The 25,277-nt window shown below is 62.2% G+C and carries 24 protein-coding genes; 21 read left to right on the forward strand and 3 right to left on the reverse strand.

Features of this window, described 5'->3' with window-relative positions:
* Positions 1 to 12 precede the first annotated feature (12 nt).
* The 10 genes from HGI30_RS10855 to HGI30_RS10900 all read left to right on the forward strand — a co-directional run bounded on the left by HGI30_RS10855 (position 13) and on the right by HGI30_RS10900 (position 9,387).
* On the forward strand, positions 13 to 1,983 hold the full coding sequence (locus HGI30_RS10855; protein WP_168907576.1) for a cbb3-type cytochrome c oxidase subunit I: 1,971 nt from the start codon (positions 13 to 15) through the stop codon (positions 1,981 to 1,983).
* A complete protein-coding gene (locus HGI30_RS10860; protein WP_168907577.1) occupies positions 1,983 to 2,588 on the forward strand; it encodes a cytochrome c oxidase subunit 3 in 606 nt (201 codons plus the stop codon). Before HGI30_RS10855 ends, HGI30_RS10860 begins: the two co-directional genes overlap by 1 nt.
* 1 nt (position 2,589) lies before the next feature.
* Positions 2,590 to 2,931, forward strand: coding sequence for a cytochrome o ubiquinol oxidase subunit IV (cyoD, locus tag HGI30_RS10865; protein ID WP_168907578.1), 342 nt, complete (start codon positions 2,590 to 2,592; stop codon positions 2,929 to 2,931).
* Between the two features lie 237 nt (positions 2,932 to 3,168).
* Positions 3,169 to 3,726 (forward strand): ribonuclease FAU-1 family protein, encoded by a 558-nt coding sequence (locus HGI30_RS10870; RefSeq protein ID WP_168907579.1) that lies wholly within the window; start codon positions 3,169 to 3,171, stop codon positions 3,724 to 3,726.
* A complete protein-coding gene (locus tag HGI30_RS10875; RefSeq protein ID WP_168907580.1) occupies positions 3,723 to 4,511 on the forward strand; it encodes a YdcF family protein in 789 nt (262 codons plus the stop codon). The genes HGI30_RS10870 and HGI30_RS10875 overlap by 4 nt, the downstream gene beginning before the upstream one ends.
* A gap of 75 nt (positions 4,512 to 4,586) precedes the next feature.
* Positions 4,587 to 5,606 (forward strand): AAA family ATPase, encoded by a 1,020-nt coding sequence (locus tag HGI30_RS10880; RefSeq protein ID WP_168909836.1) that lies wholly within the window; start codon positions 4,587 to 4,589, stop codon positions 5,604 to 5,606.
* A 115-nt stretch (positions 5,607 to 5,721) separates the two neighbouring features.
* Positions 5,722 to 6,969 (forward strand): methionine gamma-lyase family protein, encoded by a 1,248-nt coding sequence (locus tag HGI30_RS10885; RefSeq protein WP_407945038.1) that lies wholly within the window; start codon positions 5,722 to 5,724, stop codon positions 6,967 to 6,969.
* A gap of 92 nt (positions 6,970 to 7,061) precedes the next feature.
* Positions 7,062 to 7,475, forward strand: a complete 414-nt coding sequence (locus HGI30_RS10890) for a MerR family transcriptional regulator (RefSeq protein ID WP_168907582.1) — start codon at positions 7,062 to 7,064, stop codon at positions 7,473 to 7,475.
* A gap of 46 nt (positions 7,476 to 7,521) precedes the next feature.
* On the forward strand, positions 7,522 to 8,850 hold the full coding sequence (gene glnA / locus HGI30_RS10895; protein ID WP_168907583.1) for a type I glutamate--ammonia ligase: 1,329 nt from the start codon (positions 7,522 to 7,524) through the stop codon (positions 8,848 to 8,850).
* Positions 8,851 to 8,928: 78 nt separating this feature from the next.
* On the forward strand, positions 8,929 to 9,387 hold the full coding sequence (locus tag HGI30_RS10900) for a GNAT family N-acetyltransferase (RefSeq protein ID WP_168907584.1): 459 nt from the start codon (positions 8,929 to 8,931) through the stop codon (positions 9,385 to 9,387).
* 72 nt (positions 9,388 to 9,459) lie between these two features.
* Here the strand turns inward: HGI30_RS10900 and HGI30_RS10905 are convergent, their stop codons facing one another.
* Positions 9,460 to 10,401, reverse strand: coding sequence for an ArsR/SmtB family transcription factor (locus tag HGI30_RS10905; protein ID WP_168907585.1), 942 nt, complete (start codon positions 10,399 to 10,401; stop codon positions 9,460 to 9,462).
* Positions 10,402 to 10,574: 173 nt separating this feature from the next.
* Here HGI30_RS10905 and HGI30_RS10910 point away from each other — a divergent pair, with 173 nt between their 5' ends.
* The 3 genes from HGI30_RS10910 to HGI30_RS10920 all read left to right on the forward strand — a co-directional run bounded on the left by HGI30_RS10910 (position 10,575) and on the right by HGI30_RS10920 (position 13,098).
* On the forward strand, positions 10,575 to 12,074 hold the full coding sequence (locus HGI30_RS10910; protein ID WP_168907586.1) for an alpha-N-arabinofuranosidase: 1,500 nt from the start codon (positions 10,575 to 10,577) through the stop codon (positions 12,072 to 12,074).
* 7 nt (positions 12,075 to 12,081) lie between these two features.
* Positions 12,082 to 12,351 carry a DUF6171 family protein gene (locus HGI30_RS10915; protein WP_168907587.1) on the forward strand — a complete coding sequence of 90 codons (270 nt, stop codon included), beginning with the start codon at positions 12,082 to 12,084 and terminating at the stop codon, positions 12,349 to 12,351.
* A 168-nt stretch (positions 12,352 to 12,519) separates the two neighbouring features.
* Positions 12,520 to 13,098, forward strand: coding sequence for a hypothetical protein (locus HGI30_RS10920; protein WP_168907588.1), 579 nt, complete (start codon positions 12,520 to 12,522; stop codon positions 13,096 to 13,098).
* Between the two features lie 162 nt (positions 13,099 to 13,260).
* Here the strand turns inward: HGI30_RS10920 and lexA are convergent, their stop codons facing one another.
* Positions 13,261 to 13,884: a transcriptional repressor LexA gene (gene lexA / locus HGI30_RS10925; protein ID WP_168907589.1), complete on the reverse strand. Its 624-nt coding sequence runs from the start codon at positions 13,882 to 13,884 to the stop codon at positions 13,261 to 13,263.
* Positions 13,885 to 14,298: 414 nt separating this feature from the next.
* Between lexA and HGI30_RS10930 the strand changes: the two genes are divergently transcribed.
* The 5 genes from HGI30_RS10930 to HGI30_RS10950 all read left to right on the forward strand — a co-directional run bounded on the left by HGI30_RS10930 (position 14,299) and on the right by HGI30_RS10950 (position 17,333).
* Positions 14,299 to 14,568, forward strand: a complete 270-nt coding sequence (locus tag HGI30_RS10930; RefSeq protein WP_168907590.1) for a LysM peptidoglycan-binding domain-containing protein — start codon at positions 14,299 to 14,301, stop codon at positions 14,566 to 14,568.
* A gap of 161 nt (positions 14,569 to 14,729) precedes the next feature.
* Positions 14,730 to 14,918, forward strand: coding sequence for a DUF896 domain-containing protein (locus HGI30_RS10935; RefSeq protein WP_168907591.1), 189 nt, complete (start codon positions 14,730 to 14,732; stop codon positions 14,916 to 14,918).
* Positions 14,919 to 14,920: 2 nt separating this feature from the next.
* Positions 14,921 to 15,919 carry an aldo/keto reductase gene (locus tag HGI30_RS10940; RefSeq protein WP_168907592.1) on the forward strand — a complete coding sequence of 333 codons (999 nt, stop codon included), beginning with the start codon at positions 14,921 to 14,923 and terminating at the stop codon, positions 15,917 to 15,919.
* Positions 15,920 to 15,983: 64 nt separating this feature from the next.
* Entirely contained in the window at positions 15,984 to 16,508 is a 525-nt protein-coding gene (locus HGI30_RS10945) for a hypothetical protein (RefSeq protein ID WP_168907593.1), read from the forward strand.
* 39 nt (positions 16,509 to 16,547) lie between these two features.
* Positions 16,548 to 17,333, forward strand: a complete 786-nt coding sequence (locus HGI30_RS10950) for an HAD family hydrolase (protein WP_168909837.1) — start codon at positions 16,548 to 16,550, stop codon at positions 17,331 to 17,333.
* 83 nt (positions 17,334 to 17,416) lie between these two features.
* Here HGI30_RS10950 and HGI30_RS10955 read toward each other — a convergent pair whose 3' ends face one another.
* Positions 17,417 to 17,959, reverse strand: a complete 543-nt coding sequence (locus HGI30_RS10955; RefSeq protein ID WP_168907594.1) for an acireductone dioxygenase — start codon at positions 17,957 to 17,959, stop codon at positions 17,417 to 17,419.
* A gap of 145 nt (positions 17,960 to 18,104) precedes the next feature.
* On the opposite strand from HGI30_RS10955, the gene metH reads away from it, so the two are divergent.
* The 3 genes from metH (at position 18,105) to HGI30_RS10970 (ending at position 25,070) form a co-directional block, all read left to right on the forward strand.
* Positions 18,105 to 21,545 carry a methionine synthase gene (gene metH, locus HGI30_RS10960; RefSeq protein WP_168907595.1) on the forward strand — a complete coding sequence of 1,147 codons (3,441 nt, stop codon included), beginning with the start codon at positions 18,105 to 18,107 and terminating at the stop codon, positions 21,543 to 21,545.
* A 66-nt stretch (positions 21,546 to 21,611) separates the two neighbouring features.
* Positions 21,612 to 22,565, forward strand: coding sequence for a ribonuclease Z (gene rnz / locus HGI30_RS10965; protein WP_168907596.1), 954 nt, complete (start codon positions 21,612 to 21,614; stop codon positions 22,563 to 22,565).
* 222 nt (positions 22,566 to 22,787) lie between these two features.
* Positions 22,788 to 25,070 (forward strand): DEAD/DEAH box helicase, encoded by a 2,283-nt coding sequence (locus HGI30_RS10970; RefSeq protein WP_168907597.1) that lies wholly within the window; start codon positions 22,788 to 22,790, stop codon positions 25,068 to 25,070.
* Positions 25,071 to 25,277: the final 207 nt, after the last annotated feature.

Consider the following 25,277-nt stretch of genomic DNA (forward strand, 5'->3'; position numbering starts at 1 on the left):
AAATAGATCCATATGTGGGATTCCATCAAAGAGTTCGCCGGCGATTTCTTCGTCACCGGCGACCCGCTCATCTACGGTGCGGACGTATCGATCGCGCTCGTCAGCATCGCGATCGTCTTTGTCCTGACCTACTTCAAGAAATGGAAGTGGCTCTGGACGGAATGGCTGACGACGGTCGACCATAAGAAGATCGGCATCATGTATCTGATCGCGTCGCTGCTCATGCTGTTCCGCGGCGGGGTGGACGCCCTGCTCATGCGCACCCAGCTGGCGCTGCCGGAGGTCGAGTTCCTCCAGGCGGACCACTACAACGCGATCTTCACGACGCACGGCACGATCATGATCCTGTTCATGGCGATGCCGATGATGTTCGCGCTGTTCAACATGGTCGTGCCGCTGCAGCTCGGCGCGCGCGACGTCGCGTTCCCGTTCCTGAACGCGCTCAGCTTCTGGCTGTTCCTGTTCGGCGCGATGCTGTTCAACATCAGCTTCGTCATCGGGGGCTCCCCGGACGCCGGCTGGCTCAGCTATCCGCCGCTGTCGGAGCTGTCGGGAAGTCCGGGCAGAGGACAGGACTTCTACATCTGGGGCATCCAGATTTCCGGCATCGGCTCCTTGATGACCGGCATCAACTTCATCGTCACGATTCTGAAGATGCGCGCTCCGGGCATGAAGCTCATGAAGATGCCGCTCTTCTCCTGGTCCGTGCTGTCTTCCTGCATCACGATCCTGTTCGCCTTCCCGATCCTGACGGTGACGCTGGCGCTGCTGTTCCTCGACCGCTACTTCGGGGCGCACTTCTTCACGCTGGACGGCGGCGGCATGTCCATGATGTACGTCAACCTCATCTGGATGTGGGGACACCCCGAGGTGTACATCGTCGTCCTGCCGGCGTTCGGCATCTTCTCCGAGATCGTCGCGACATTCTCGCGCAAGACGATCTTCGGCTACAAGTCGATGGTGTTCGCGATGATGGTCATCAGCGTGCTCAGCTTCTTCACCTGGGTCCATCACTTCTATACGATGGGCTCGAGCGCGGACGTCAACGCCTTCTTCGCCATCTCGACGATGGCGATCGCGATCCCGACCGGGGTCAAGGTGTTCAACTGGCTGTTCACGATGTATCGAGGACGGATCAGCTTCGAGCTGCCGATGCTGTGGACGATGGGCTTCATCCCATGCTTCCTCGTCGGCGGCGCGACCGGCGTCATGCTGGCCGTCGCTCCGGCCGACTTCCAGTACCACAACAGCTACTTCCTGATCGCCCACTTCCATCAGGTGCTCATCGGCGGCGTCGTGTTCGGCTATCTCGCCGGCATCTACTACTGGTGGCCGAAGCTGTTCGGCTTCAAGCTTGACGAGAAGCGCGGACGGTGGGCCTTCTGGACATGGAACATCGGCTTCTACCTTTGCTTCTTCCCGCAGTACTTCCTCGGCCTCGACGGCATGACGCGCCGCGTCTACACGTACGAGTGGGACCGCGGATGGGCTGCGCTCAACTTCACGAGCACGATCGGCGCGTTCCTGATGGGCATCGGCTTCATCTTCCAGGTATGGCAGATCGCCTGGAGCGTGCGCAACGGCCAGCGCGACAAGACCGGAGACATCTGGAACGGACGCACGCTGGAGTGGTCGATTCCATCGCCGCCTCCGGCCTACAACTTCGCGGTCGTGCCGCAGGTGCGCAAGGTCGACGACTGGTGGCATGAGAAGGAAGACCGCGCCAAAGGCATCGAGCGGCCGAAGCAGGAGCTGGAGCCGATCCACATGCCGAAAAACTCGGGCATCCCGATCATTATGTCCGGCTTCTGGTTCCTGGTCGGATTCGGCTTCACGTTCGACTGGCTCTGGATGGTCATCGTCGGCTTCCTCGGCGTGTTCGGCTGCCTGTATGCCCGCTCGTTCACCTATGACGTGGACTATTACCTCCCGGTGGACGAGGTCAAGAAAACGGAACAGAAGTTAAGGGGGGCGACGAGCTAATGTCGCAGCACATCGTTTCGCCTGAAGTGCACGAACATCATACGCAAGAACAGGAGTCGCTCAAGACAGCCGGTTTCTGGCTGTTCCTCGTCTCCGACATCCTGCTGTTCGGCACGCTGTTCGCGGTCTACGTCGTCCTTGTAGGCCACACGAACGGCGGTCCGACCGGCAAAGAGCTGTTCGAGATTCCGCTCTTCGTCACCTCGACGTTCATCCTGCTCACCTCCAGCTTCACGAGCGGGATCGCGGTGCTGCAGATGCAGGCGAACAAGCTCAAAGGCACCATCTTCTGGCTCGTCATGACGCTGCTGCTCGGCGCGGCATTCCTCTTCCTCGAGATCGAGGAGTTCATGACGATGGTCCACGAAGGCGCGAACATCGGCACGAGCGCGTTCCTGTCGGCTTTCTTCACGCTGGTCGGCACGCACGGCATCCACGTGACGATGGGCATCTTCTGGTGCATCGGCTTGATCCTGCAGCTGCGCAAGCGGGGCATCACGACCGTCACGAAGCGCAAGATCACGAACTTCAGCCTGTACTGGCACTTCCTCGACGTCATCTGGATCTTCCTCCTCTCGGTCGTCTATCTGATGGGGGTGATGTAAGATGAGCCAGCATTCGTCCAACCATGGCCACGGCCACCACGAGGAGCAGCACAGCCACGGCTCGCTGAAGTCGTACACGATCGGCTTCCTTCTGTCGATCGTGCTGACGATCATCCCGATGGTCGTCGTGTTCAACGGGCTGCTGGAGCGCACCGCTACGCTGGTCGTTATCCTCCTTACGGCGGTCGCGCAGCTGCTCGTGCAGCTGATCTTCTTCATGCACATCCGCGAAGCGGATCAGCCGAGGTACAACCTCATGGCGCTCATCCTCGGCGGGATCCTCGTCATTACGATCGTCGCCGGCTCCGTATGGATCATGTCCTTCAACTCGGTCGTGCAGTAAGCGCGGGCGAGCTGCCCGTCTCCGCCAGCCGGAGACGGGCTTTTTTCATGACAGCGGCTCCTCGGCAGCGAGGATGGACAGGCGGAGCCCGGTCTTATTTGGCCCATGGGTGGAGATGCGCGGGAAGATGTGGTAAGCTGTCAACTAAAGGAAGGATGGGGCGGAAGGAATCACCAGCCACCCTCCAGACAGGAGACGGCGGCCGCACCGCATCTTAGGGGAAAGGGTACGTTCCATATGAAGCGAAAATTTTCCGATCGGGCCAACTGGCGGCGTATCCTGCGCAGAAGCTACACTTGCCTGACGCTTGACGGCGACGACTTCCGTGGTCTCGTCACGTTCTACCGGATCCACGAGCTGCGGGAGCCGCTGTGGAAGGAGTACAACGGGCGCCGGCTCTGCCTGGCTGACCGGGGCTATCTCTGGATGCAGCATTTCCCGCGGGGCGAGCATTTCGTCGTCACGACGATGTTCGACGACAAGGGCAAGGTCGTGCAGTGGTACATTGACATCTGCAAAACGCAAGGCTTGACCGACCAGCAGGTTCCTTGGTTCGACGACCTGTATCTGGACATCGTCGTCCTGCCGTCGGGCGAGGTGTACCTGATGGACGAGGATGAGCTGGAGGACGCGATCCAGGGCGGCGACATTACGCGCAAGGAAGCGGCAATGGCCCGCAAGACGGCCGGACGCCTGCTCGCCTCGATCAAGAACGGCCGCTTCCGCTACTTCACGCTCAGCCTCCGCCACCGCAAGACGCTGGCGGAGCGGCTCGGAGAGGTCAGCGAATCATGAGCCGGATTCCCGGCTCCCCCGCTCCCCGCAAGGGGGGAGGACCGAAGCCAGCGGCTGGCGACGCAGGCGGACCGACGCCGAAAGGCGCGGCCGCCGGCAAGCCGAAAGCCGTCAGCAAGCGCAAGGCGGCTTCCCGCAGGAAGCGGCGGCCGGCGAGGCAAGCAAGAGGAGGCGGCCTCGTCGGCCGTCTTTTGCGCGTTTCGGCAATCGGCTTGTCTGCCATCGCGCTGGCCTGCGGCTGGATGCTTTGGGCGATCGTCTCGTACGAGCCGGATGCCGCAGTCCCCCAGCGGCAGGCCGGGATCGTGCTGGGCGCCTCGCTTTGGAACGACCGGCCGAGTCCGGGACTGAAGGAACGCCTCGATCTGGCCGTCCGTCTTCATGAGGCGGGTCGGGTAGACAAGCTGATCGTCTCGGGAGGCCTCGACCGCAACGGCTCGAAGCTGACGGAGGCGCAGGGGATGCGCCTTTACCTCGTCGAGCAGGGCGTTCCCAGGGAGGACATCCTGCTGGAGAACCGCGCGACAAGCACGTACGAGAACCTGGTGTTCAGCCGCGAGGTGGGGGAGAAGAACGGCATCTCCTCCTACCTGATCGTGACGCATGAGTTTCATGCGCCGCGTGCTCTGGATATGGCCCGGTTCCTCGGCTTCGAGGATCCGTTCGTCAGCTCCGTCAAGTCCAAGGTGCTCAGCGCGTCGTTCAGCCAGTCGCGCGAGGTGCTCGCCACCGGCAAGTGGAAGCTGGACAAGCTGCTGCTGCTGATCGGCCTCAAGGGCGCTTAAATCCGTTCATACCGCTTCTTTGTCCCGAATACGCTTAGAGAGCGAAACGTACCAGAAGGGACAGTGATGCCTCAGATGAACGGACACGCCGCTTCGGGAGCCAAGGGCTCCCGGCCCTCCCGTCAGATCAATGTCGTGCTGCGCCATCATGAGACGTATGGGCTCGGGGCTTCCGCGCCGGCTCTGGCCGGCGTCGAGGCGCCTCATGAGCCGGCTGCGGCCCAGCCGCGTCCGGCCGCGCTGCCTTTGTCGGCGGATCCTTATCTCGAGATCCAAAAGGAACTGGAGCCGATGGTCGGCATGGAAGGGGTCAAGTCCCTCATCTATGAGATTTACGCTCTGCTGCTGGTCAGCCAGATGCGCACGGAAGCCGGCCTCTCCGGCGGCGCCCAGGTGTACCATATGATTTTCAAGGGCAATCCCGGAACGGGAAAAACGACGATCGCACGCATCGTGGCGAAGCTGTTCCAGAAGATGGGACTGCTGTCCAAGGGGCATCTGATCGAGGTGGAGCGCGCCGATCTCGTCGGCGAGTACATCGGCCACACGGCCCAAAAGACGCGCGATCTCGTCAAGAAGGCGCTCGGCGGCGTGCTGTTCGTCGACGAGGCGTACAGCCTGGCTCGCGGCGGGGAGAAGGACTTCGGCAAGGAAGCGATCGATACGCTCGTCAAGGCGATGGAGGATCACCGCAGCCAGTTCGTGCTGATCCTCGCCGGCTACCCGCTGGAGATCGAGCATTTCCTGATGACCAACCCCGGCTTGCCTTCGCGCTTCCCGATCCAGATCGACTTCCCCGACTACACGGTCGACCAGCTGATTCAGATCGCCGAGCTGATGGCCAAGGAGCGAGATTACGCCCTGATGCCGCAGACGGTGTTCAAGCTGCGGACGCATCTGATGCAGGAGAAGACCGCGACGCTGTACTCATTCAGCAACGCGCGATACGTACGCAATCAGATCGAAAAGGCGATCCGCCATCAGGCGGTGCGGCTGTTGAACCAATACGCCTCGTCAAGTCCGGGAAGGCAGGAGCTGATGAGCCTGCGGCCGGAGGACCTGCGATGGGACGGCAAAGGAAAACCGGACGGGTAAGCCGCGCATGGGCGGCCGCTCGAATTAGACAAGGAATCGGGCTTCGCCGGCTGCGGCCGGCGGGGCTCTTTTCCTGCGGGTGACATAAGGAATGAAGGAGCGGAAGACAACGATGATGGACAACCTGATGAAGCTCGCAAGAGAAGCCGAGGACAGGATGGAGCCACGGTTCAAGGAGCTGGACCGCATGGCCGAGGACAACCAGTGGAAAGTGATCCGCGCCTTCCAGAAGTTTCGGGTAAGCGACTTTCATTTCAACGGATCGACGGGCTACGGCTACAACGATCGCGGACGCGAGGTGCTCGATCTCGTCTACGCGGACGTGTTCGGGGCGGAAGCAGCGCTCGTGCGGCCGCATTTCGCCTCGGGCACCCATACGATCAGCTGCGCGCTGTTCGGCTTGCTGCGCCCCGGCGACGAGCTGCTCTACGTGACCGGAAGGCCGTATGACACGCTGCACAAAGTCATCGGCAAGCCGGGCGACGGCACCGGCTCGCTGCAGGACTTCGGCATCGGCTACCGGGAAGCGGCGCTCACGCCGGAGGGCGAGGTCGACTGGGAGCAGGCGGAGCGGCTGATCGGGCCGCAGACCAAAGTCATCGGCATCCAGCGGTCCCGCGGCTATGACTGGAGAGCTTCGTTCACCGTCGAGAGGATCGGGGAGATGATCCGGCGGATCAAGGCGATCAAGCCGGATGTGCTCGTCTTCGTCGACAATTGCTATGGCGAGTTCACCGAACGGCTGGAGCCGACGCAGGTCGGAGCTGATCTGATTGCGGGCTCGCTCATCAAAAATCCCGGAGGCGGACTCGCGGCGACCGGCGGTTATGTCGCGGGCACGGCCGCTGCCGTGCAGGCCGCTTCGTACCGCCTCACCGCGCCGGGCATCGGCGGCGAGGTCGGAGCGATGCTGGATACGCTGCGCGCCATGTACCAGGGACTGTTCCTCGCGCCGCATATGGTGGGCCAGGCGCTCAAAGGGAGCGTGCTGGCGGCCGGCCTGTTCGAGCGGCTCGGCTTCGAGACGTCGCCGCGATGGGACGAGCCCCGCACCGATCTCATCCAGGCGATCCGCTTCGGTCGTCCGGAAGCGCTGACCGCATTCGTGCAGGGCATCCAGGCGGCAGCGGCCGTCGATAGCCATGTCGTGCCCGAAGCCTGGGACATGCCCGGCTACGAGCATCCCGTCATCATGGCGGCAGGCTCGTTCATCCAAGGCGGCAGCCTCGAGCTGTCGGCCGACGCGCCGATCCGCGAGCCTTACATCGCGTACATGCAAGGCGGCCTGACGTACGCCCACGTCAAGCTCGGGCTGCTGCAATCGCTGGAGCGCCTCGCCAAGCAGGATATAATTGTAATGTAAACTCACACGGCAACCTCACATCGGTTGACACCTTCATGTCTCGCAGGTACAATAAGCTCATCCCTTATCGAAACTGGAAGGTTGATGTGAACATGGCTGACGATATACGCCGCAATATGGCGCTGTTCCCGATCGGGATCGTAATGAAGCTGACCGACTTGACCGCGCGTCAGATCCGCTACTACGAGCAGCATGAGCTGATCGTGCCGGCGCGGACCTCCGGCAACCAGCGTCTGTTCTCCTTCAACGACGTCGAGCGCCTGCTCGAGATCAAGTCGCTGATCGAGAAGGGCGTGAATATCGCGGGCATCAAGCAGGTCATGAATCCGGTCTCCAAGGAATCCGAGGAAGCGACCGTCATGACCGAGTTTTCCGAGGTTCGCCGCCGCGAGCTCAGCGACTCGCAGCTCCGCCTGCTGCTCAAGCAGCAGCTGCAGGAGAAGCGTCCCGGCAAGGCTTCCCTCATCCAGGGGCAGCTCAGCCGCTTCTTCAACAACAAACGTTGATCGAGCATTACCCCGACTACTACTTTAATGCGAGGAGCCGATATTCGTGAGCTATACGAAAGATGACATCACCCGCATCGCCCAGGAGCAGAACGTCCGCTTCATCCGCCTGCAGTTCACCGATCTGCTCGGTACGATCAAGAATGTGGAGATTCCGGTCAGCCAGCTGGAAAAAGCGCTCGACAACAAGATGATGTTCGACGGATCTTCCATCGAAGGTTATGTCCGCATCGAGGAATCCGACATGTACCTGTATCCGGACCTCAGCACGTGGGTCGTCTTTCCCTGGGTGACGCAGGACCGCGTCGCCCGCCTCATCTGCGACATCTACATGCCGGACGGCACGCCGTTCGCAGGCGATCCGCGCGGCATCCTCAAGCGCGCGCTCAAGGAAGCCGAGGACATGGGATTCACGGCGATGAACGTCGGTCCGGAACCGGAGTTCTTCCTGTTCAAGACGAACGAAAAAGGCGAGCCGACGACCGAGCTCAACGACCAGGGCGGCTACTTCGACCTGGCGCCGATGGATCTCGGCGAGAACTGCCGCCGCGAGATCGTGCTCACGCTCGAGGAGATGGGCTTCGAGATCGAGGCTTCCCACCACGAGGTGGCGCCGGGACAGCATGAGATCGACTTCAAGTACGCCGACGCGATCAAGGCTGCCGACCAGATCCAGACGTTCAAGCTCGTCGTCAAGACGGTCGCCCGCCAGCACGGACTTCATGCGACGTTCATGCCCAAGCCGCTTTTCGGTGTCAACGGCTCCGGCATGCACTGCCACCAGTCTCTGTTCCGCGGCAGCGAGAACGCCTTCTACGACGAGAGCGACACGCTTGGCCTGAGCGTGACGGCGCGCCAATACATGGCAGGCGTCCTGCGCCATGCCCGCGCGATGGCCGCCATCACCAACCCGACCGTCAACAGCTATAAGCGGCTCGTTCCCGGTTACGAAGCGCCTTGCTACGTCGCCTGGTCGGCGAGCAACCGGAGCCCGATGATCCGCATTCCGGCCTCGCGCGGCCTGAGCACGCGCGTCGAAGTGCGCAACCCGGACCCGGCGGCGAATCCGTATCTGGCGCTGGCGGTCATGCTGAAGGCCGGCCTTGACGGCATCAAGAACAAGTATCCGCTGCCGGCGCCGACGGATCGCAACATCTACGTCATGACCGACGAGGAGCGTCTGGACGAGGGCATCCCGAGCTTGCCGGAAGACCTGCGCGAGGCGCTCACGGAGCTGCTGCGCAGCGAGATCGTCACCGAGGCGCTCGGCGACCACGCGCTTGCCCACTTTTACGAGCTCAAGGAAATCGAGTGGGATATGTACAAGACGCAAGTGCATGAGTGGGAGCGCGACCAGTATCTGACGCTGTACTGATTGACGCTGTACTAATGAGGAATCATCCTCAGCCGATTCCGGCTGGGGATCTTTTTGAAAAGTCGGGGGAGACGAACGATGAACATTAAAATCGACGATTTGAATGGACCGGAGATCCAGGCGCTGATCGCAGAGCATCTGCGCGGCATGTCGGAGAGCTCTCCGCCGGAGAGCATCCATGCGCTGGATTTAAGCGGATTGAAAAAGCCGGAAATCACCTTTTGGAGCGCATGGGAGGACGGCGAGCTGCTCGGCTGCGGAGCGGTCAAGGAGCTCGATGCCGCTCATGGAGAGCTGAAGTCGATGCGCACCGCATCCCGCCATTTGCGCAAAGGCGTCGCGCGGGCGATCTTGGAGCATATCATCGGCGAGGCTAGCCGCAGAGGATACAGCAGGCTCAGCCTGGAGACAGGCTCGATGGAAGCTTTCTTCCCCGCCCAAAAGCTTTATGCGTCCTTCGGCTTCACCGAATGCGGTCCTTTCGGAAGCTATGCCGAAGACCCGAACAGCATGTTCATGACCAAAGAGCTGCGCTAGAGCCGTTGAGTTCGGAACGATTATAAAAGAATAAAGAGCGTTGTCCGTGGCGGACAGCGCTCTTTTCGTATTCTAAGGGGCAGCCGCATCCCCGTCCTCGTAGACGACTTCCAAAGCCGTGTTCTCGTCATAATTGCCGAATCCTTTGCCGAACAGCGTCAATCCTCCTTGATGGACGGCATCCTCTTCGACGGACAAGCGAAGCGTCCATTCGCGGCGGCGAAGGTCGATGTCCTGCAGCCTGGCGTCGGACAGCTTCAGCCCGTCCATGAAGGTGCCGTCCGCCGTGACACGCAGCTGCTTGAGCAAGCCGTACTGATTCGTGAACGGCGACCACCAGTCCGGCGTGAATTTGCCCGGCCGGTCTCCGTAGTCGCCGGGACTCGTCCATGTGCAAAGCTCGATGCCGTTCAGCGTGAACGTGATGTCCGATGGGAAATGGTTGTTCGTAGAAGGCGCCTCCGAGGCGACCTCAAGCGTCAGGATGAGCTCGAGCGGCCTCTGGCTGGAGAGCAGATAGTTCGGCGCCTTGTATTCCACAAACCCATTGCCGCCGAACCAGAGTATGGCGGCGGAGATGCGACCCGGCTCCCAAAAATAACGCGGATCGTCGAAGCTGCCGATAACGCTGTCCGCCGTGGCGAGGCCGCAAGTCGGCTCGATGCGGAAGTCGGAGTAATGTCCGACCGGCAGCTCGATCCGATGGCTTTTGCGCCGAAGGACCGGAGCGGATTCGGCAAATTGGACGTGCAGCGACTGGACAGCGGGCTCGCATCTTTTCTGCACGCCGCTCTTCCCGGGGACAAGCTCGTAGCGGATCAGCCCGGCTTCCGCAAGCTTGCGCACATGCATCGTCATGATGGCGCTGGAGAGGCCGCAAGCGGCTGCGAGCTCCTTGACGTTCATCGGCTTGTCCTGAAGCAGCCGCAGGATGCGAAGCCGGACGGGACTGGCCAGAGCTTCGTAGACAGGGAGGGACGTCTCCGTCAGGTCGAGCGAGAGATCAGAGTCCATGGAATCGTATCCTTTTCAAGTGATTTGCTTTCATATTAAGGAAGCCGAGATCTAAATACAAGCCGCGTCGGAAATTCGACCGGAATGGCGTTGACGGTTGGAACCCATTCCCTTATACTATTCGCGAAGTAATTACTTAATTAATATAAATATTAATTAAAGGAGCATCAAACATGACCGCCAAAGGCATTTTGAATCTCGACATTTCAAGAGGAAAGATCGATCGCAACGTGTACGGTCATTTTTCAGAGCATCTGGGACGCTGCATTTATGAAGGCTTCTGGGTCGGTGAAGATTCCGCTATCCCTAATGTGAACGGCATTCGCAGCGATGTCGTGGAAGCGCTTAAGCGAATCCGAATTCCCGTGCTGCGCTGGCCGGGGGGCTGCTTTGCCGACGAGTACCATTGGAAGGACGGCATCGGCTTGCCGGAGAAGCGCAAGCGCATGATCAATACGCATTGGGGCGGCGTCGTCGAGAATAACCATTTCGGCACGCATGAGTTCATGGAGCTGTGCCGACAGCTAGGTTGCGAGCCGTACATCAACGGCAATGTCGGGAGCGGCACGGTGCAGGAAATGGCCGAATGGGTCGAGTACCTCACGTTCGAGGGGGTGTCCCCGATGGCGGAGCTGCGGGCTGCGAATGGCCGCGAGGAGCCTTGGAAGGTGAAGTATTTCGGCGTCGGCAACGAGAACTGGGGCTGCGGGGGCAACATGCGGCCGGAGTATTACGCCGATCTTTATCGCCGCTACCAGACGTACGTCCGGAACTATGGCGGCAACCGGATAGAGCGCATCGCCTGCGGCGCGAATTCCGACGACTATCGCTGGACCGAGGTTCTCATGCGCGAGGCGGGGCGCTACATGGATGCGCTCACGCTCCATTACTATACGCTGCCCCGCGACAGCTGGCAGGACAAGGGCGACGCGACCGGCTTCGACGAGGCGGAATGGTTCTCGACGCTCCAAAAGTCGCTCCGCATGGAGGAGCTGATCTCGCGCCACAGCACGATCATGGACCAGTACGATCCCGAGGCTAGGGTCGCGCTTATCGTCGATGAATGGGGGACCTGGTACAACGTCGAGCCGGGCTCGAATCCGGGCTTCCTGTATCAGCAGAATACGATTCGCGACGCGCTTGTCGCCTCGCTGACGTTCCATATCTTTCACGAGCACAACCGCCGCGTACGGATGGCCAACATCGCTCAGACGGTCAACGTGCTGCAGGCCGTCGTGCTGACGGAGGGAGAGAAGGTCGTCCTGACCCCGACTTATCATGTGTTCGACTTGTACAAGGTGCATCAGGATGCCGAGCGTCTGGATCTGCGCCTGGACAGCGGCAGCTATCGCTTCGGCGAGGAAGAGATTCCGGCTGTGAGCGGCACGGCGACCCGGGACAAGGACGGCCATGTTCATCTCAGCCTCTGCCATGTCGATCCGCATGCCTCGGCCGAGACGAGGCTGACCTTGCGAGGTCTGCAGGGAGACGGCAGCTGGTCGGGCCTCGTGCTCGCCGGAGACAGCATCGACGCGCACAACACGTTCGAGCAGCCGGAGCGCTTGCGGCCCGAGGCGTTCGAGGACTTCCGGGAAGAGGGAGAGGAGCTGATCGTCACGCTGCCGCCGATGTCGATCGTGACGTTGAAGCGGAGCGCGCCGGCTCAGGCCTGATAGCACCATGGCGGACATGGACTGCAAAGGCTGCCGGGAGGGCTACCGGGTAACCGAAGCGCAGATGCAGCGGCTGCTTGCGACGTCCGCATTCGCCCCGGACAAGCGGGTGGACGCGGAAACCTACGAGCGCCGCCTCGAAGCTTGCCGAGCCTGCTCCAAGCTGGAGGACGGACGTACATGCCGGTCATGCGGCTGCATCATGCCCGTCGTCGCCTGGCTGCGGGATCGGGCTTGTCCTCTGCCGGGACAGCGGCGCTGGGACAGCGAGCCGTGAACGATGAAAAGCGGTTCCGGCAGCTTGCGATGGATGGTGAAGAAGAGAAAAGGACGATTCCGCTCTTTCGGAATCGTCCTTTTTTTGCTGCCGTCCGCCCGGTCTAGCGCCGCTGCCGTCCGCATAAGCTGACATCAAGGATATCGGCCCCGAAAAGGAGAGACGCGCATGAGCCTGCCCCGAAAACGAATTCCGTCCGGTCCGCTGCCGGCGTCGGCCCTGTCGCGTGCGGCGGGGGCCATGCTGCCGCTGTACCGGGAGTTCCTCCGCAGCAGGCGATTCGCCGAGCGCTGGTCCGAAGCGGTCCGAGAGGCGGACCTCGATACGCTCCTCAGGCTGTTGAACCGGTTCGTCCCGCGCGAGGAAGTCCAATCGTTCAGTACGAACGGCATCGGCTTTTTTGTCGATCTGCGAGTCCCGCCGCCGCTGGAGCGCTATACGAACGCGACCACGATCGTCCCCGGCACGGCTCAGTTCACCTTCCAGCCGGAAGCGCTGCGGCTGATCAGCCGCGCCATCGTGCCGCTCTACCGTCGGCTGGCATCGAATCCGTCCTACGCGCGGCTGGTGGCGCTGGCGATCAGCCGAAACGACAACGCGAGACTGAAGCGCCTCGTGCTGCCCTATGCCCGCAGCCGCTACCTTGCTGGCATCCAGATCGAGAGCTCCGGCTTCGTCTTGAGGTTCAAATTCCCGGGCACCGGTCTCGTTTATCTGAATGAATTCTTCTACGAGAAGTTCGGCTGAACTCCGCGTGGCACCGCGAAAAACAAGAACCTTTGACAAAAAAACGCGCACTCTGTCGGAGTGCGCGCTTCGGTGAATAAGGGCGAAAAAGGCTGGGTAATGAAGGAAACTCGGCACCGTACTCCGCATTCTCGCGCGGGCGGCCGGGAGCGTCGGACAAGCTTAGTGGATGTCCCGGAACAAGCCGATGACCTTGCCGAGGATGCTGACGTTCTTGAGCCGGATCGGCTCCATGGAGGCGTTCTCCGGCTGCAGCCGGATGTGGTCCTTCTCCTTGTAGAAGGTCTTGACGGTCGCCTCGTCATCCTCCGTCATGGCGACGACGATGTCGCCGTTCGTCGCGGAAGACTGCTGGCGGACGATGACGTAATCGCCGCTATGTATGCCGGCCTCGACCATGCTGTCGCCGATGACGCTGAGCATGAACACGTCGTGATCGCCTACGAAATGAGCGGGAAGCGGGAAGTACTCCTCGATGTTCTCCGTGGCGGTAATCGGCACGCCGGCCGTAACCTTGCCGACGACCGGAATCTTGCTGACTGCGGTCGGGAAGGGAAGCTCTGCCGGAGAATCGCCGTCGAGAATCTCGATCGCGCGCGGCTTCGTGGGATCGCGGCGGATCAGGCCTTTCTTCTCCAGGCGGTCGAGATGGCCGTGGACGGTCGAGCTGGATGCCAGCCCTACCGCTTCGCCGATCTCGCGGACCGAAGGCGGGTATCCCTTGTCGCGGACTTCGTTTTTGATGAAGTCGAGAATCGCCTGCTGGCGGTTGGACACTTTAGACATCGCACTCACTCCAGAATTAGATATAGTAGACCAGCTTGTTTTTCAAAAGTATACCACAGAACCCGAGTTCGTACAAACATAAGTTCGAGAAACAGCTGTTCGCCCGGCCGATCGCAGCGAAGGGAACAAATGTTCCAAAATGCCGTTGACGGAAACAAGCGTTCGTGCTAATCTGATGCCAGAACAAATGTTTGGGGAGTGGATATCATGTTGACGTTATCGGGATACAGCAGTCCAAAACGAGTCGGGTCGTTGCCTGCGGCCGACGGGCTCTCGCCCATGAACGGACCGGTCCGCCGCACTTCGAGCCGGATCCGGCGCGGTTCCCTTTCCGGTACGGCCTTGCAGCGAGCCGAGACGCGCCTGGGGCGAGCTGCGTCCCGTCCCTTCCCCGCAAGGCTTTCGCGCCGGCTGATGCCCTGGGCCGTGTCGGGACTGCTGCTGCTCCTGCTTCTCGTCAGCCTCTGGGGCGTCGGCGGCGCCGAAGGAGCGGAGATCGCTCCTGCTCGCCCGGGAGAGGACACGGTGACCGTCACCGCAGGGGATACGCTGTGGTCGATCGCATCGGCCCACGGGATCGCGGACGATACCCGAGAGGGCGTCTATCGCCTCCAGAAGCGCAATGGACTTTCCTCCCCGTCCATTGAGCCCGGCGACACGCTCATCATTCCGGCCTCGCGCTGAACTTCGGCCCGCATGCGGCCTTTTCTATCGACAGCCATAGATTGTTCTCTTCAGCCCTCCGGCCTCGGCCCGAGGGCCGGGCTGCTTTCTTGACATGTGTTCCCTCATCGTTCAAAGTGAGAAGGAACCGCATTTTCGGCTGAGGGGGGGAGGAATCGGAAGTGGATATCAATGCGCTGATCAACCGGATCAACGAGCTGTCCCGCAAGGATAAGACGATCGGACTCACGCCCGATGAAGTCATAGAGCGCACACGCCTGCGCAAGGATTATTTGGATAATTTCAAGCGCAATTTCAGGCAGCAGCTGGACAGCATCGAGTGGACCGACGAGCCGAAAAAGGAGGAGTAGCGATGGAATACCGTCTGCTCGGCCGGAGCGGGCTGGCTGTCTCCGAGCTGTGCCTCGGCACAATGACGTTCGGCCATACGGCGACGGATGCCGACAGCGAGCGCATGATCGAGGAGTTCCGGGAACGGGGAGGGAACTTCATCGATACCGCCAACGTATACGTCCAGGGCCGCTCGGAAGAAATCGTAGGCAGGACGATCAAGCCGTATCGCGACGAGATCGTGCTCGCGACCAAGGTGAGGATGCGGACCGAGACCCATGTCAACGGCGTCGGCCTGTCCCGCAAGCATATCGTGCAGAACGTGGAGGCGAGCCTGAAGCGGCTCGGCACGGACTATATCGATCTCTACCAAGTGCATGTCTGGGACCGCCTTACTCCGCTCGAGGAGACGCTGCGGGCGCTCGACGATCTGGTCGCCTCGGGCAAGGTGCGCTACATCGGCTGCTCCAACTACCTCGCTTGGCAGATGATGAAGGCGCTGTCCATCAGCGATGCGAGAGGCTGGTCGCGGTTCGTCAGCGTGCAGCCTCAATACAGCCTCGCCTGCCGCGACATCGAGCGCGAGCTGCTGTCGCTGTGCCTGGAGGAGAACGTCGGCATCATTCCTTGGGCGCCGCTTGGGGGAGGCTTTCTGACCGGCCGGTACGGCCAGGACAAGCCCTCCGAAGGCCGGCTGTCCCGTCCATCGGGAGAAAGCGCCTGGGAGCTGCGGGCGACCGAACGCAACTTCGCGATCCTGGACAAGCTCCGGCACATCGCCGAGGCGGCGGGACGGACTCCGGCCCAGACGGCGCTGCGCTGGCTCGCGCAGGCGCCAGGAGTCGTCTCGCCGATCTTCGGCGCCAGCACGCTGGAGCAGTTCCGCGACAACATGGGAGCCGCAGGCTGGTCGCTTCCGGCCGACGCCTGGGCGGAGCTGGACGAGGCGAGCCGCCTGCCGGACGATTACCCGACCCGCTTCATCCGCAAGTTCGACCGCGACCTCGCCGCGGCCGAATGACCCGTCCGCCCCTACTGCGGACGGTTTTGATCCAGCCCACACTTCATAATGGAGGTTATCCGATTTGTCACGCTCCTGGGAACGCAAGGTGCGCCGTAACTCGGCGCAGCTCAATCAGAAATTGAAAAAAAGCGGCATCGATCCGATGGCCGCGAAAGGCCCTTCGGCCAGCTCGTCTTTGACGATGCGCTTCAAGGGCCGCAACTTCATCTCGCCGATCCTGCTGCTGCTGTTCGTCGGCGCCTACGCGATGCTGATGCCGATGCAGGAGCAGGAAGGCAGCAGCGAGGCGATGAACTGGTTCGTCGTTGCCGCCTACGCCTTCCTGGCGCTGATGTTCTTCCTGCGGCGCCCGTACCTGCAAGTCGGTCCGGATCACGTGCAGACGCGGCGCATGCTCGGAGACAAGAGGCTCGGCAAAGATGAGATCAAGGGAATCACGGTGCAGAAGGGCTATGTCATCATCCAGCCGGCCAAAGGAGGCAACTGGGTGTTTTCGCGCGTGATGAACCGCTATCCGGTCGAGCGGATGGGCGAGCGGCTGGAGAAGCTTGCGGCGGCTCACGGCATTCCATTCCAAAAAAGCTAGGCAGAGAGATTTCGGACGAGAGTCGGGGGGAGACGGATGATGGCGAAACAAGCGGTTCTATTCGATTTGGACGATACGCTGCTTTGGGACGACCGCAGCGTGAAAGAGGCTTTCCGCGCGACATGCGAGCTTGCCGAGGCGAGACGGGGCACGGACCCGGACCGCCTCGAGCATGAGGTGAGGGAAGCGGCACGGGAGCTGTACAGCTCCTTCGAGACGTTCGAGTTCACCAAAAGCATCGGAATCAACCCGTTCGAAGGGCTGTGGGCCCGTTTCAGCGGCGGCGAGCACGAGTCGTTCCGCAAGCTGGAGCAGCTCGCGCCGGGATACCGCAAGGAAGCGTGGACGCGCGGCCTGGCTGCGCTCGGCGTCGACGATCCGGAGCTCGGAGCCGAGCTGGCGGAGACGTTTCCCGAGGAGCGGCGCAAGCGCCCGATCGTGTACGAAGAGACGTTCGAGGTGCTGGACGCGCTCAAGGGCAAGTACAAACTGCTGCTGCTGACGAACGGGACGCCGGACTTGCAAGAGGAGAAGCTGCTCGGCGTGCCGGAGCTTTCGCCCTATTTCGACGAGATCGTCATCAGCGGGAGCTTCGGCATCGGCAAGCCGGACGCCAGCCTGTTCCGCCATGCGCTCGAGCTCATCGGCGTGCAGCCGGAGAATGCGGTCATGGTCGGCGACAAGCTGACGACGGACATTCTCGGCGCGAATACGATCGGCATGACGAGCATCTGGGTCAACCGCGACGGCAAGTCGCGCACGGACGAGATCGTGCCCGATCATGAGATTACCCGGCTCGACCAGCTGCTGCAGCTGCTCGGCTGAGAGGGAATTGTCCGACACGACAAAAGCACCTGCCTCCTAAAGGAGCAGGTGCTTTTGTCATGTCGCTCGCTCAGTGGGAGCGGTCAGGCCTTTTGGAACTCGGGATCGGCATAGTCATGCGCAATCCAGCCGTCCTTTTCGATGAAGAGCCGCACGGCGACGATTTGGCGGTTGTCCATCAGCGTGAAGAAATGAGGCTTGTTCTCCGGAACGGAGATGACGTCGCCGGCGCTGAGCTCGACGTCGAAGTAGCCGACATCATCCGTGCCCTTGATGATGAAGATGCCTCGGCCGGCCGTGATGGCGCGGATCTCGTCCTCGGTATGCGTATGCACGTTCTCGAACTTGGCGAGCAGATCCTCGATGTTCGGCGTCGCCTCGGACAGCGTGATGATGTCCCAGATCTGGTAGCCCCGGCGGCTCGCCAGATCGCGGATTTCGACATCATACGTTTCGAGGATGCGGGCCTTCTCCTCGTCGGTCAGGACGAATTTCTCGCGCAGCGGCTCTTCAAGCTTGTCTGGATTCCAATGCTCGTACAGCACTTCCTGCGAATCCAAAAAGGCTTTGACCTGCTCCTCGCCGGTGATGCGTTCATCCGTGTTGCGGATGCGAATTTCAGCCATGTCCAATTCCCTCTTTTCCTATTGGTATGTATTGATTAGGCTTATACCCTCTATTATAAATCAACTTTCAGAGCTTGTCGATGACACTCGCCTCTTCTTCTGCTACACTAAAAGGTAATGATTTTGGGGGGAAGGGTGTAGAGAATTGTCGAAGCCGACTTTGCATGAAATGCTGGAAAAGCGCATCCTGATTATGGACGGAGCCATGGGCACGATGATCCAGCAGGCGGACCTCCGCCCCGAGGATTTTGGCGGCGAGGAGCTCGACGGCTGCAACGAGATGCTCGTGCTGACGCGACCGGACGTCATCCGGTCCATTCATGAGGAATACCTCGAAGCGGGAGCGGACCTGATCGAGACGAACACGTTCGGAGGCGCCAGCATCGTGCTGGCCGAGTACGATATCCCCGAGAAGGCGCGCGAGATCAATCTGGCCGCCGCCCGGATCGCTCGCCAGGCCGCGGACCGATACAGTACGCCCGAGCATCCGCGCTTCGTCGTCGGGGCAATCGGACCTACGACAAAAACGCTGTCGGTGACCGGCGGCGTCACCTTCGACGGCCTCGTCGACAGCTACCGCGAGCAGGCGCTTGCGCTGATCGAGGGCGGCGTCGACGCGATGCTGCTGGAGACGAGCCAGGATACGCTCAACGTCAAGGCCGGCAGCATCGCCATCCGCCAGGCGTACGAGCAGGCGGGCGTGAAGCTGCCGCTCATGATCTCCGGCACGATCGAGCCGATGGGCACGACGCTGGCCGGACAGAACATCGAGTCGTTCTACATCTCGCTGGAGCATCTGGAGCCGATCTCGATCGGCCTCAACTGCGCGACGGGACCGGAGTTCATGCGGGATCACATCCGCACGCTGAGCGACATCTCCCATGCGGCGATCAGCTGTTATCCGAACGCCGGCCTTCCCGACGAGAACGGCCAGTACCACGAGTCGCCGCAGTCGCTTGCGCTCAAGATGGGCGCTTTCGCCGAGCGCGGCTGGCTCAACATCGCCGGCGGCTGCTGCGGCACGACGCCGGCGCATATCCGCGCGCTGGCGGAGACGATGGCGGGCTACGCCCCTCGGCAGCGCCAGGGCTCGCACGCTCCGGCCGTATCCGGCATCGAGACCGTTTACATCGAGCCGGACAACCGGCCGTACATGGTCGGCGAGCGCACGAACGTGCTCGGCTCCCGCAAGTTCAAGCGGCTGATCGTCGAGGGCAAGTACGAGGAAGCGGCGGAAATCGCCCGCGCCCAGGTCAAGAAAGGCGCGCATGTCATCGACGTCTGCCTGCAGGACCCGGATCGGGACGAAAGCGAGGACATGCGGCGCTTTCTGGAGATCGTCGTCAAGCTCGTCAAGGCTCCGCTCGTCATCGATACGACCGATCCGGCCGTCATCGAGCTGTCGCTCAAATACTCGCAAGGCAAGGCGATCATCAACTCGATCAACCTCGAGGACGGCGAGGAGAAATTCGAGGCGGTCGTGCCGATCCTCCATAAGTACGGCGCTGCCGTCGTGGTCGGAACGATCGACGAGCGCGGCCAGGCGATCAAGCGGGAGGACAAGCTGGCCGTCGCGCAGCGCTCCTACGACCTGCTCGTCGGCAAGTACGGCTTGCAGCCGGAGGACATCATCTTCGACCCGCTCATGTTCCCGGTCGGCACCGGCGACGAGCAGTACGTCGGCTCCGCCGAGGAGACGGTCGAAGGCATCCGGCTCATCAAGCAGGCGATGCCGCGCTGCCATACGATCCTCGGCATCAGCAACATCAGCTTCGGCTTGCCGGAGGCCGGCCGCGAGGTGCTGAACTCCGTCTATTTGTACGAGTGCACCAAAGCGGGCCTCGACTACGCGATCGTCAATACGGAGAAGCTCGAGCGCTATGCTTCGATCCCCGAGCATGAGCGCAAGCTGGCGGAGGATCTCATCTACCGGACGAGCGACGAGACGCTCGCCGCCTTCGTCGCCGCTTTCCGCGAGAAGAAGGTCGAGAAGAAAGAGAAGACGTCGAGCCTGCCGCTGGAGGAGCGCCTCGCCTCCTACGTGGTGGAGGGCACCAAGGAAGGGCTGCTCGCCGACCTGGACGAGGCGCTGCTCAAGCAGTCTCCGCTCGAGATCATCAACGGTCCGCTCATGAAGGGCATGGACGAGGTCGGCCGGCTGTTCAACAACAACGAGCTGATCGTAGCCGAGGTTCTTCAGAGCGCGGAGGTGATGAAGGCGTCGGTCGCCCATCTGGAGCCCTTCATGGAAAAGAACGAGTCGTCGGTCAAGGGCAAGATCATCCTGGCGACCGTCAAGGGCGACGTGCACGACATCGGCAAGAACCTCGTCGAGATTATTCTTGCCAATAACGGGTATCATATCGTGAACCTGGGCATCAAGGTGCCGCCGGACCAGCTGATCGAAGCGCAGCGCCGGGAAAAGGCCGATGCGATCGGACTCTCCGGCCTGCTCGTCAAGTCGGCCCAGCAGATGGTCCTTACCGCGCAGGATCTGCGCAATGCCGAGATCGACGTGCCGATCCTCGTCGGAGGCGCGGCGCTCACCCGCAAGTTTACGAAAACGCGGATAAGCCCGGAATACGACGGCCTCGTCCTGTATGCCAAGGATGCGATGGACGGCCTCGACATCGCCAACAAGCTGATGAACAAGGAGCACCGGGCGGCGCTCGAAGCCGAGCATGCCGAGCAAAAGGCATCCGGAGCGGTGGCCGTCGAGGACAAGCCGCAGCTGCCGCAGCTGACGCGGGCAGTCCGCAGCAAAATCTCGCAGCACGCGCCGGTGTTCGTGCCGCCCGATTTGAACCGCCATATCCTCCGCAGCGTGCCGATCCCGCAGATCGTGCCTTACGTGAACATGCAAATGCTGCTTGGCCATCACCTCGGCGTGCGCGGCAAGGTCGAGGAGCTGCTTGCGCAGCGGGACGAAAAGGTCGTCGCGCTCAAGGAAACCGTCGACGGCATTTTGGCCGAGGCGGCAAGGGACGGCATCATCCAGGCCCATGGCATGTACCGCTTCTTCCCGGCGCAGTCGGACGGCGACGAGATCGTCATCTACGATCCGCAGGACAAAGGGACGGTGCTGAAGCGCTTCCGCTTCCCGCGCCAGCAGGTCGAGCCTTATCTCTGCCTCGCCGACTATTTGCGCAGCGTGGAGAGCGGAGAGATGGATTACGTCGGCTTTCTCGTCGTGACGGCGGGAGCGGGCGTGCGCGATCTGGCCGGGCAATGGAAGGACAAAGGCGACTATCTGCGCTCGCATGCGCTGCAGGCGGTCGCGCTTGAAGTAGCCGAGGGGCTGGCCGAGCGCGTCCACCATATGATGCGCGACGTGTGGGGATATCCGGATCCGCCGGAGATGACGATGAAGCAGCGTCATGGCGCGCGCTACCAAGGCATACGCGTGTCGTTCGGCTATCCGGCCTGCCCGAATCTGGAGGATCAGGGGCCGCTGTTCGAGCTCATGCAGCCCGAGGACATCGGCGTGGAGCTGACCGAGGGCTTCATGATGGAGCCGGAGGCATCGGTCTCCGCGATGGTGTTCGCGCATCCGGAAGCGCAATATTTCAACGTAGACAAAGCTTGAGTCGAATCGGAAGCGGATGGACCGCTTGAGGACGATCGGCGGAAGGCAAGAAAGGAGGAGGGAAGCATGGAGCTGACGTTTCTCGGGACGGGAGCGGGGAGGCCGTCGCGGCAGCGCAACGTGACCTCGATGGCGCTGACGCTGCCACCGCCGCGCTGCTCGGCCTGGCTGTTCGACTGCGGGGAAGCGACGCAGCACCAGCTCATGCGGACGCCGATCAAGATGAGCCGGATCGAGGCGGTGTTCATCACTCACCTGCACGGAGACCATGTGAACGGGCTGCCCGGCCTGCTGAGCAGCCGTTCGTACCATCCCGGAGCGGGTCCGCTCCGGCTGTTCGGGCCGGCCGGGATCAAGGCCTACCTCGAAGCCGTATTCAGCGCGACGTACTCCCATCTGGACTACGAGCTGATCGTAACCGAGCTGGCCGAAGGGGTCATCTATGAAGACGATGATTACTCGGTCGAAGCCTATCCGCTGCAGCATCGAGTCCCCTGCTGGGGCTACCGCGTGACGGAAAAGGACCGCCCGGGAGCGCTGGATGCCGAGAAGGCGCGCTCGCTCGGCGTCCCGTTCGGTCCGCTGCTGGGCCAGCTGAAAAACGGCCGCGACGTGCGGCTGCCGGACGGCCGCTTCGTCCGCAGCACGGACGTGACGGCTCCCGACCGCAAGGGCCGCATCATCTCGATTCTTGGGGACACGGTGCCATGCGGCACGATCGCCCGGCTCGCGGCCGATGCCGACCTGCTCGTGCACGAGGCGACCTTCCAAGGCGACATGGCCGAAAAGGCGGCCGCCTACGGGCATTCGACGACGCTGCAGGCGGCGGAGGCCGCCCGGATGGCCGGAGCGAAGCGGCTTTACATGACGCATTTCAGCAGCCGGTACCGCGAGGAGGACATGGATCGGCTCGTCGCCGAGGCGCGCACGCTCTTCCCCGAAGCCTATGCGGGCTCGGACCTGCTGTCCGTAGCCGTCACCCGGCCGGGCGAGCAGCCGGACGGCTCCTGCTGGGCGTGAGCGTGGATTGCGTTCCGGCAAGGGTGCACTTCTTTACCCCGCGGCAAAAGGCAAGCGGCTTCCTTCGGGGAGCCCTTTTTTTGTCTCTTTAGATAGGAAACCACATTAAAGATTAATGGAGCGAAATAAAAACGGGATTAAATGAAGCCGAGGAAAGGATTGCGGGCCGAACATGCATTCTGTACAATGGAATGACTTGAAACGAGAGCGGAGGGGAAAGGCATGAACCGATGGACGGGAAGGGCCGACAGCCTGGACGATTGGCTGCTGGAGCTTCGGGATGACCCCGAAATCATGGAGCATGTGACCCACTGGCATACGATACCTCCGCGCGAGGCTCGGTCGCGCCCGTTTCCGGACGAGCTGCACCCGAAGCTTGCGGATGCGCTGCGGGCCAAGGGCATCGACGCGCTGTTCACCCATCAGCATGACGCCTATCGGCATGTGCGTGCGGGACTCCATGTCGTCGCCGTCACGCCGACGGCCTCCGGCAAGACGATGTGCTACAACTTGCCGGTGCTGCAGTCGCTGCTCGAGGACGAGGCGGGGCGGGCGCTCTACTTGTTCCCGACGAAAGCGCTGGCGCAGGACCAGGTGGCGGAGCTGCAGCAGCTGGCCGATCGGATGGAGGTCGACCTCAAGACGCATACCTACGACGGGGACACGCCGCCGCAGGTGCGGCAAGCGATCCGCAATGCCGGCCATATCGTCGTCACGAATCCCGACATGCTGCATTCGGCCATCCTGCCGCATCATACGAAGTGGGTCAAGCTGTTCGAGAACATCCGCTACATCGTCATCGACGAGCTGCATGCCTATCGCGGCGTCTTCGGCAGCCATGTGGCCAACGTCATTCGCCGGCTGCTGCGCATCTGCCGCTTCTACGGCTCCGAGCCGCAGTTCATCTGCGCCTCGGCGACGATCGACAACCCGCAGGAGCATGCCGAGCGGCTGCTCGGCTGCCCGGTCGCGCTCGTGGACGACAACGGCGCGCCGATGGGCGAGAAGCATTTCATCTTCTATAATCCTCCGGTCGTCAACCAGCAGCTCGGCATCCGCCGCAGCAGCGTGCTCGAGACGCGCAAGCTGGCGGCGCGGCTGCTCAAGCAGGGCGTGCAGACGATCGTCTTCGCCCGCAGCCGGGTGCGGGTCGAGCTGCTGCTGACATACCTGCAGGACGCGGTGCGGGGCAAGCTGGACGACCGCACGATCCGCGGCTACCGGGGCGGCTATCTGCCCAAGCTGCGGCGCGAGATCGAAAAGGGGCTGCGCACCGGAGAAATCCGCGGCGTCGTCAGCACGAACGCGCTGGAGCTCGGCATCGACATCGGCCAGCTGCAGGCCTGCGTCATGAACGGCTATCCCGGCACGGTGGCGAGCACGTGGCAGCAGTCGGGCCGAGCCGGGCGCAGGCAGACGAGCTCGGTGACGTTCCTCGTCGCCAGCAGCAATCCGCTCGACCAGTACATGGTCCAGCATCCGGACTTCTTCTTCAGCGCTCCTCCGGAGCGCGCGCTCATCCATCCCGACAACCTGCTCATCCTCATCGACCATGTCAAATGCGCCGCCTACGAGCTGCCGTTCCGCGCGGGCGACACGTTCGGCGGCGAGCGCCTCGAGGACATGCTTGAATTCCTGACGGAGGAGAAGGTGCTGCATCAGGTCAAGGACCGCTGGTACTGGATGGAGCAGAACTTTCCGGCGCACGGCATCTCGCTGCGCTCGGCCGCGCAGGAGAACGTCATCATCATCGATCTCAGCGAGGGCAGCCGCGTGCTCGGCGAGGTCGACCGCTTCAGCGCGCCGACGCTCGTGCACGAGGAGGCCATCTACATCCACGAGGGCGTTCAGTACCAGGTGGAGAAGCTCGACTTTCCGGAGAAGAAAGCCTACGTGCGGCGCGTCGACGTCGACTACTATACGGATGCGAGCCTCGCGGTGGAGCTCAAGGTGCTCCACGCGGACAAGGAGCGGACGAGCGGCAGGCTGCTCCTGCACTACGGCGAGGTGACGGTCAACGCCAAGCCGACGATCTTCAAGAAAATCCGGCTGCGGACGCACGAGAACATCGGCTCCGGGCCGATCCATCTGCCCGAGGAGGAGCTGCACACGAGCGCCTACTGGTTCAGCTTCAGCCCGGAGGCGGCAGAAGGAATGAACGCGAACGACATGCAGTTCGCGCTGCTCGGCCTCGCGAACGTGCTCGTGCACATCGCGCCGCTCTACCTGATGTGCGATCCGCTCGACATCCGCGTCGTGCCGCAGGTCAAGGCGGTGCATACGCAGCTGCCGACGATTTATTTCTACGACCGCTATCCGGGCGGCATCGGGCTTGCGGAGCGGCTGTACGCCGTACATGACGAGCTGCTGACCCGCGCGAGCGGCCTGATCGCCTCCTGCGGCTGCCTGAGCGGCTGCCCGGCGTGCGTCGGGCCGATCGAGGAGGTCGGGCTGCTCGGCAAGCAGCAGGCGATGCAGCTCATCGGACAGGCGGTGCGCCCATGAGCTCGCTGCGGGATCGGATGAACCGGCTGCGGGGCGTGAAGGCGGCGGAAGAGTCGGAGGACTCGCCGATGGCTGAGGCTCAGGCAGCCGAAGCGGAAGCCGAACGGGATCGTCTCGCCTCGGAGCGGAGCGAAGAATCCGCCTTCGCGGGGGCGGCCGAGCCGGAAAGCCCGGCCGATGCGCCTGCGGAGCAGCCGGTGCGCTCGG

Origin of the sequence: Paenibacillus albicereus, from assembly GCF_012676905.1 — a bacterium.
GTDB lineage: Bacteria > Bacillota > Bacilli > Paenibacillales > Paenibacillaceae > Paenibacillus_O > Paenibacillus_O albicereus.

Excerpts from the sequence above, each read along its gene's own strand:
- HGI30_RS10855 (WP_168907576.1), top strand. The coding sequence starts at position 13 with ATGTGGGATTCCATCAAAGAGTTCGCCGGCGATTTCTTCGTCACCGGC.
- HGI30_RS10860 (WP_168907577.1), top strand. The coding sequence starts at position 1,983 with ATGTCGCAGCACATCGTTTCGCCTGAAGTGCACGAACATCATACGCAA.
- cyoD (WP_168907578.1), top strand. The coding sequence starts at position 2,590 with ATGAGCCAGCATTCGTCCAACCATGGCCACGGCCACCACGAGGAGCAG.
- HGI30_RS10870 (WP_168907579.1), top strand. The coding sequence starts at position 3,169 with ATGAAGCGAAAATTTTCCGATCGGGCCAACTGGCGGCGTATCCTGCGC.
- HGI30_RS10875 (WP_168907580.1), top strand. The coding sequence starts at position 3,723 with ATGAGCCGGATTCCCGGCTCCCCCGCTCCCCGCAAGGGGGGAGGACCG.
- HGI30_RS10880 (WP_168909836.1), top strand. The coding sequence starts at position 4,587 with ATGAACGGACACGCCGCTTCGGGAGCCAAGGGCTCCCGGCCCTCCCGT.
- HGI30_RS10885 (WP_407945038.1), top strand. The coding sequence starts at position 5,722 with ATGGACAACCTGATGAAGCTCGCAAGAGAAGCCGAGGACAGGATGGAG.
- HGI30_RS10890 (WP_168907582.1), top strand. The coding sequence starts at position 7,062 with ATGGCTGACGATATACGCCGCAATATGGCGCTGTTCCCGATCGGGATC.
- HGI30_RS10900 (WP_168907584.1), top strand. The coding sequence starts at position 8,929 with ATGAACATTAAAATCGACGATTTGAATGGACCGGAGATCCAGGCGCTG.
- HGI30_RS10905 (WP_168907585.1), bottom strand. The coding sequence starts at position 10,401 with ATGGACTCTGATCTCTCGCTCGACCTGACGGAGACGTCCCTCCCTGTC.
- HGI30_RS10910 (WP_168907586.1), top strand. The coding sequence starts at position 10,575 with ATGACCGCCAAAGGCATTTTGAATCTCGACATTTCAAGAGGAAAGATC.
- HGI30_RS10915 (WP_168907587.1), top strand. The coding sequence starts at position 12,082 with ATGGCGGACATGGACTGCAAAGGCTGCCGGGAGGGCTACCGGGTAACC.
- HGI30_RS10920 (WP_168907588.1), top strand. The coding sequence starts at position 12,520 with ATGAGCCTGCCCCGAAAACGAATTCCGTCCGGTCCGCTGCCGGCGTCG.
- lexA (WP_168907589.1), bottom strand. The coding sequence starts at position 13,884 with ATGTCTAAAGTGTCCAACCGCCAGCAGGCGATTCTCGACTTCATCAAA.
- HGI30_RS10930 (WP_168907590.1), top strand. The coding sequence starts at position 14,299 with ATGCCCTGGGCCGTGTCGGGACTGCTGCTGCTCCTGCTTCTCGTCAGC.
- HGI30_RS10940 (WP_168907592.1), top strand. The coding sequence starts at position 14,921 with ATGGAATACCGTCTGCTCGGCCGGAGCGGGCTGGCTGTCTCCGAGCTG.
- HGI30_RS10950 (WP_168909837.1), top strand. The coding sequence starts at position 16,548 with ATGGCGAAACAAGCGGTTCTATTCGATTTGGACGATACGCTGCTTTGG.
- HGI30_RS10955 (WP_168907594.1), bottom strand. The coding sequence starts at position 17,959 with ATGGCTGAAATTCGCATCCGCAACACGGATGAACGCATCACCGGCGAG.
- rnz (WP_168907596.1), top strand. The coding sequence starts at position 21,612 with ATGGAGCTGACGTTTCTCGGGACGGGAGCGGGGAGGCCGTCGCGGCAG.
- HGI30_RS10970 (WP_168907597.1), top strand. The coding sequence starts at position 22,788 with ATGAACCGATGGACGGGAAGGGCCGACAGCCTGGACGATTGGCTGCTG.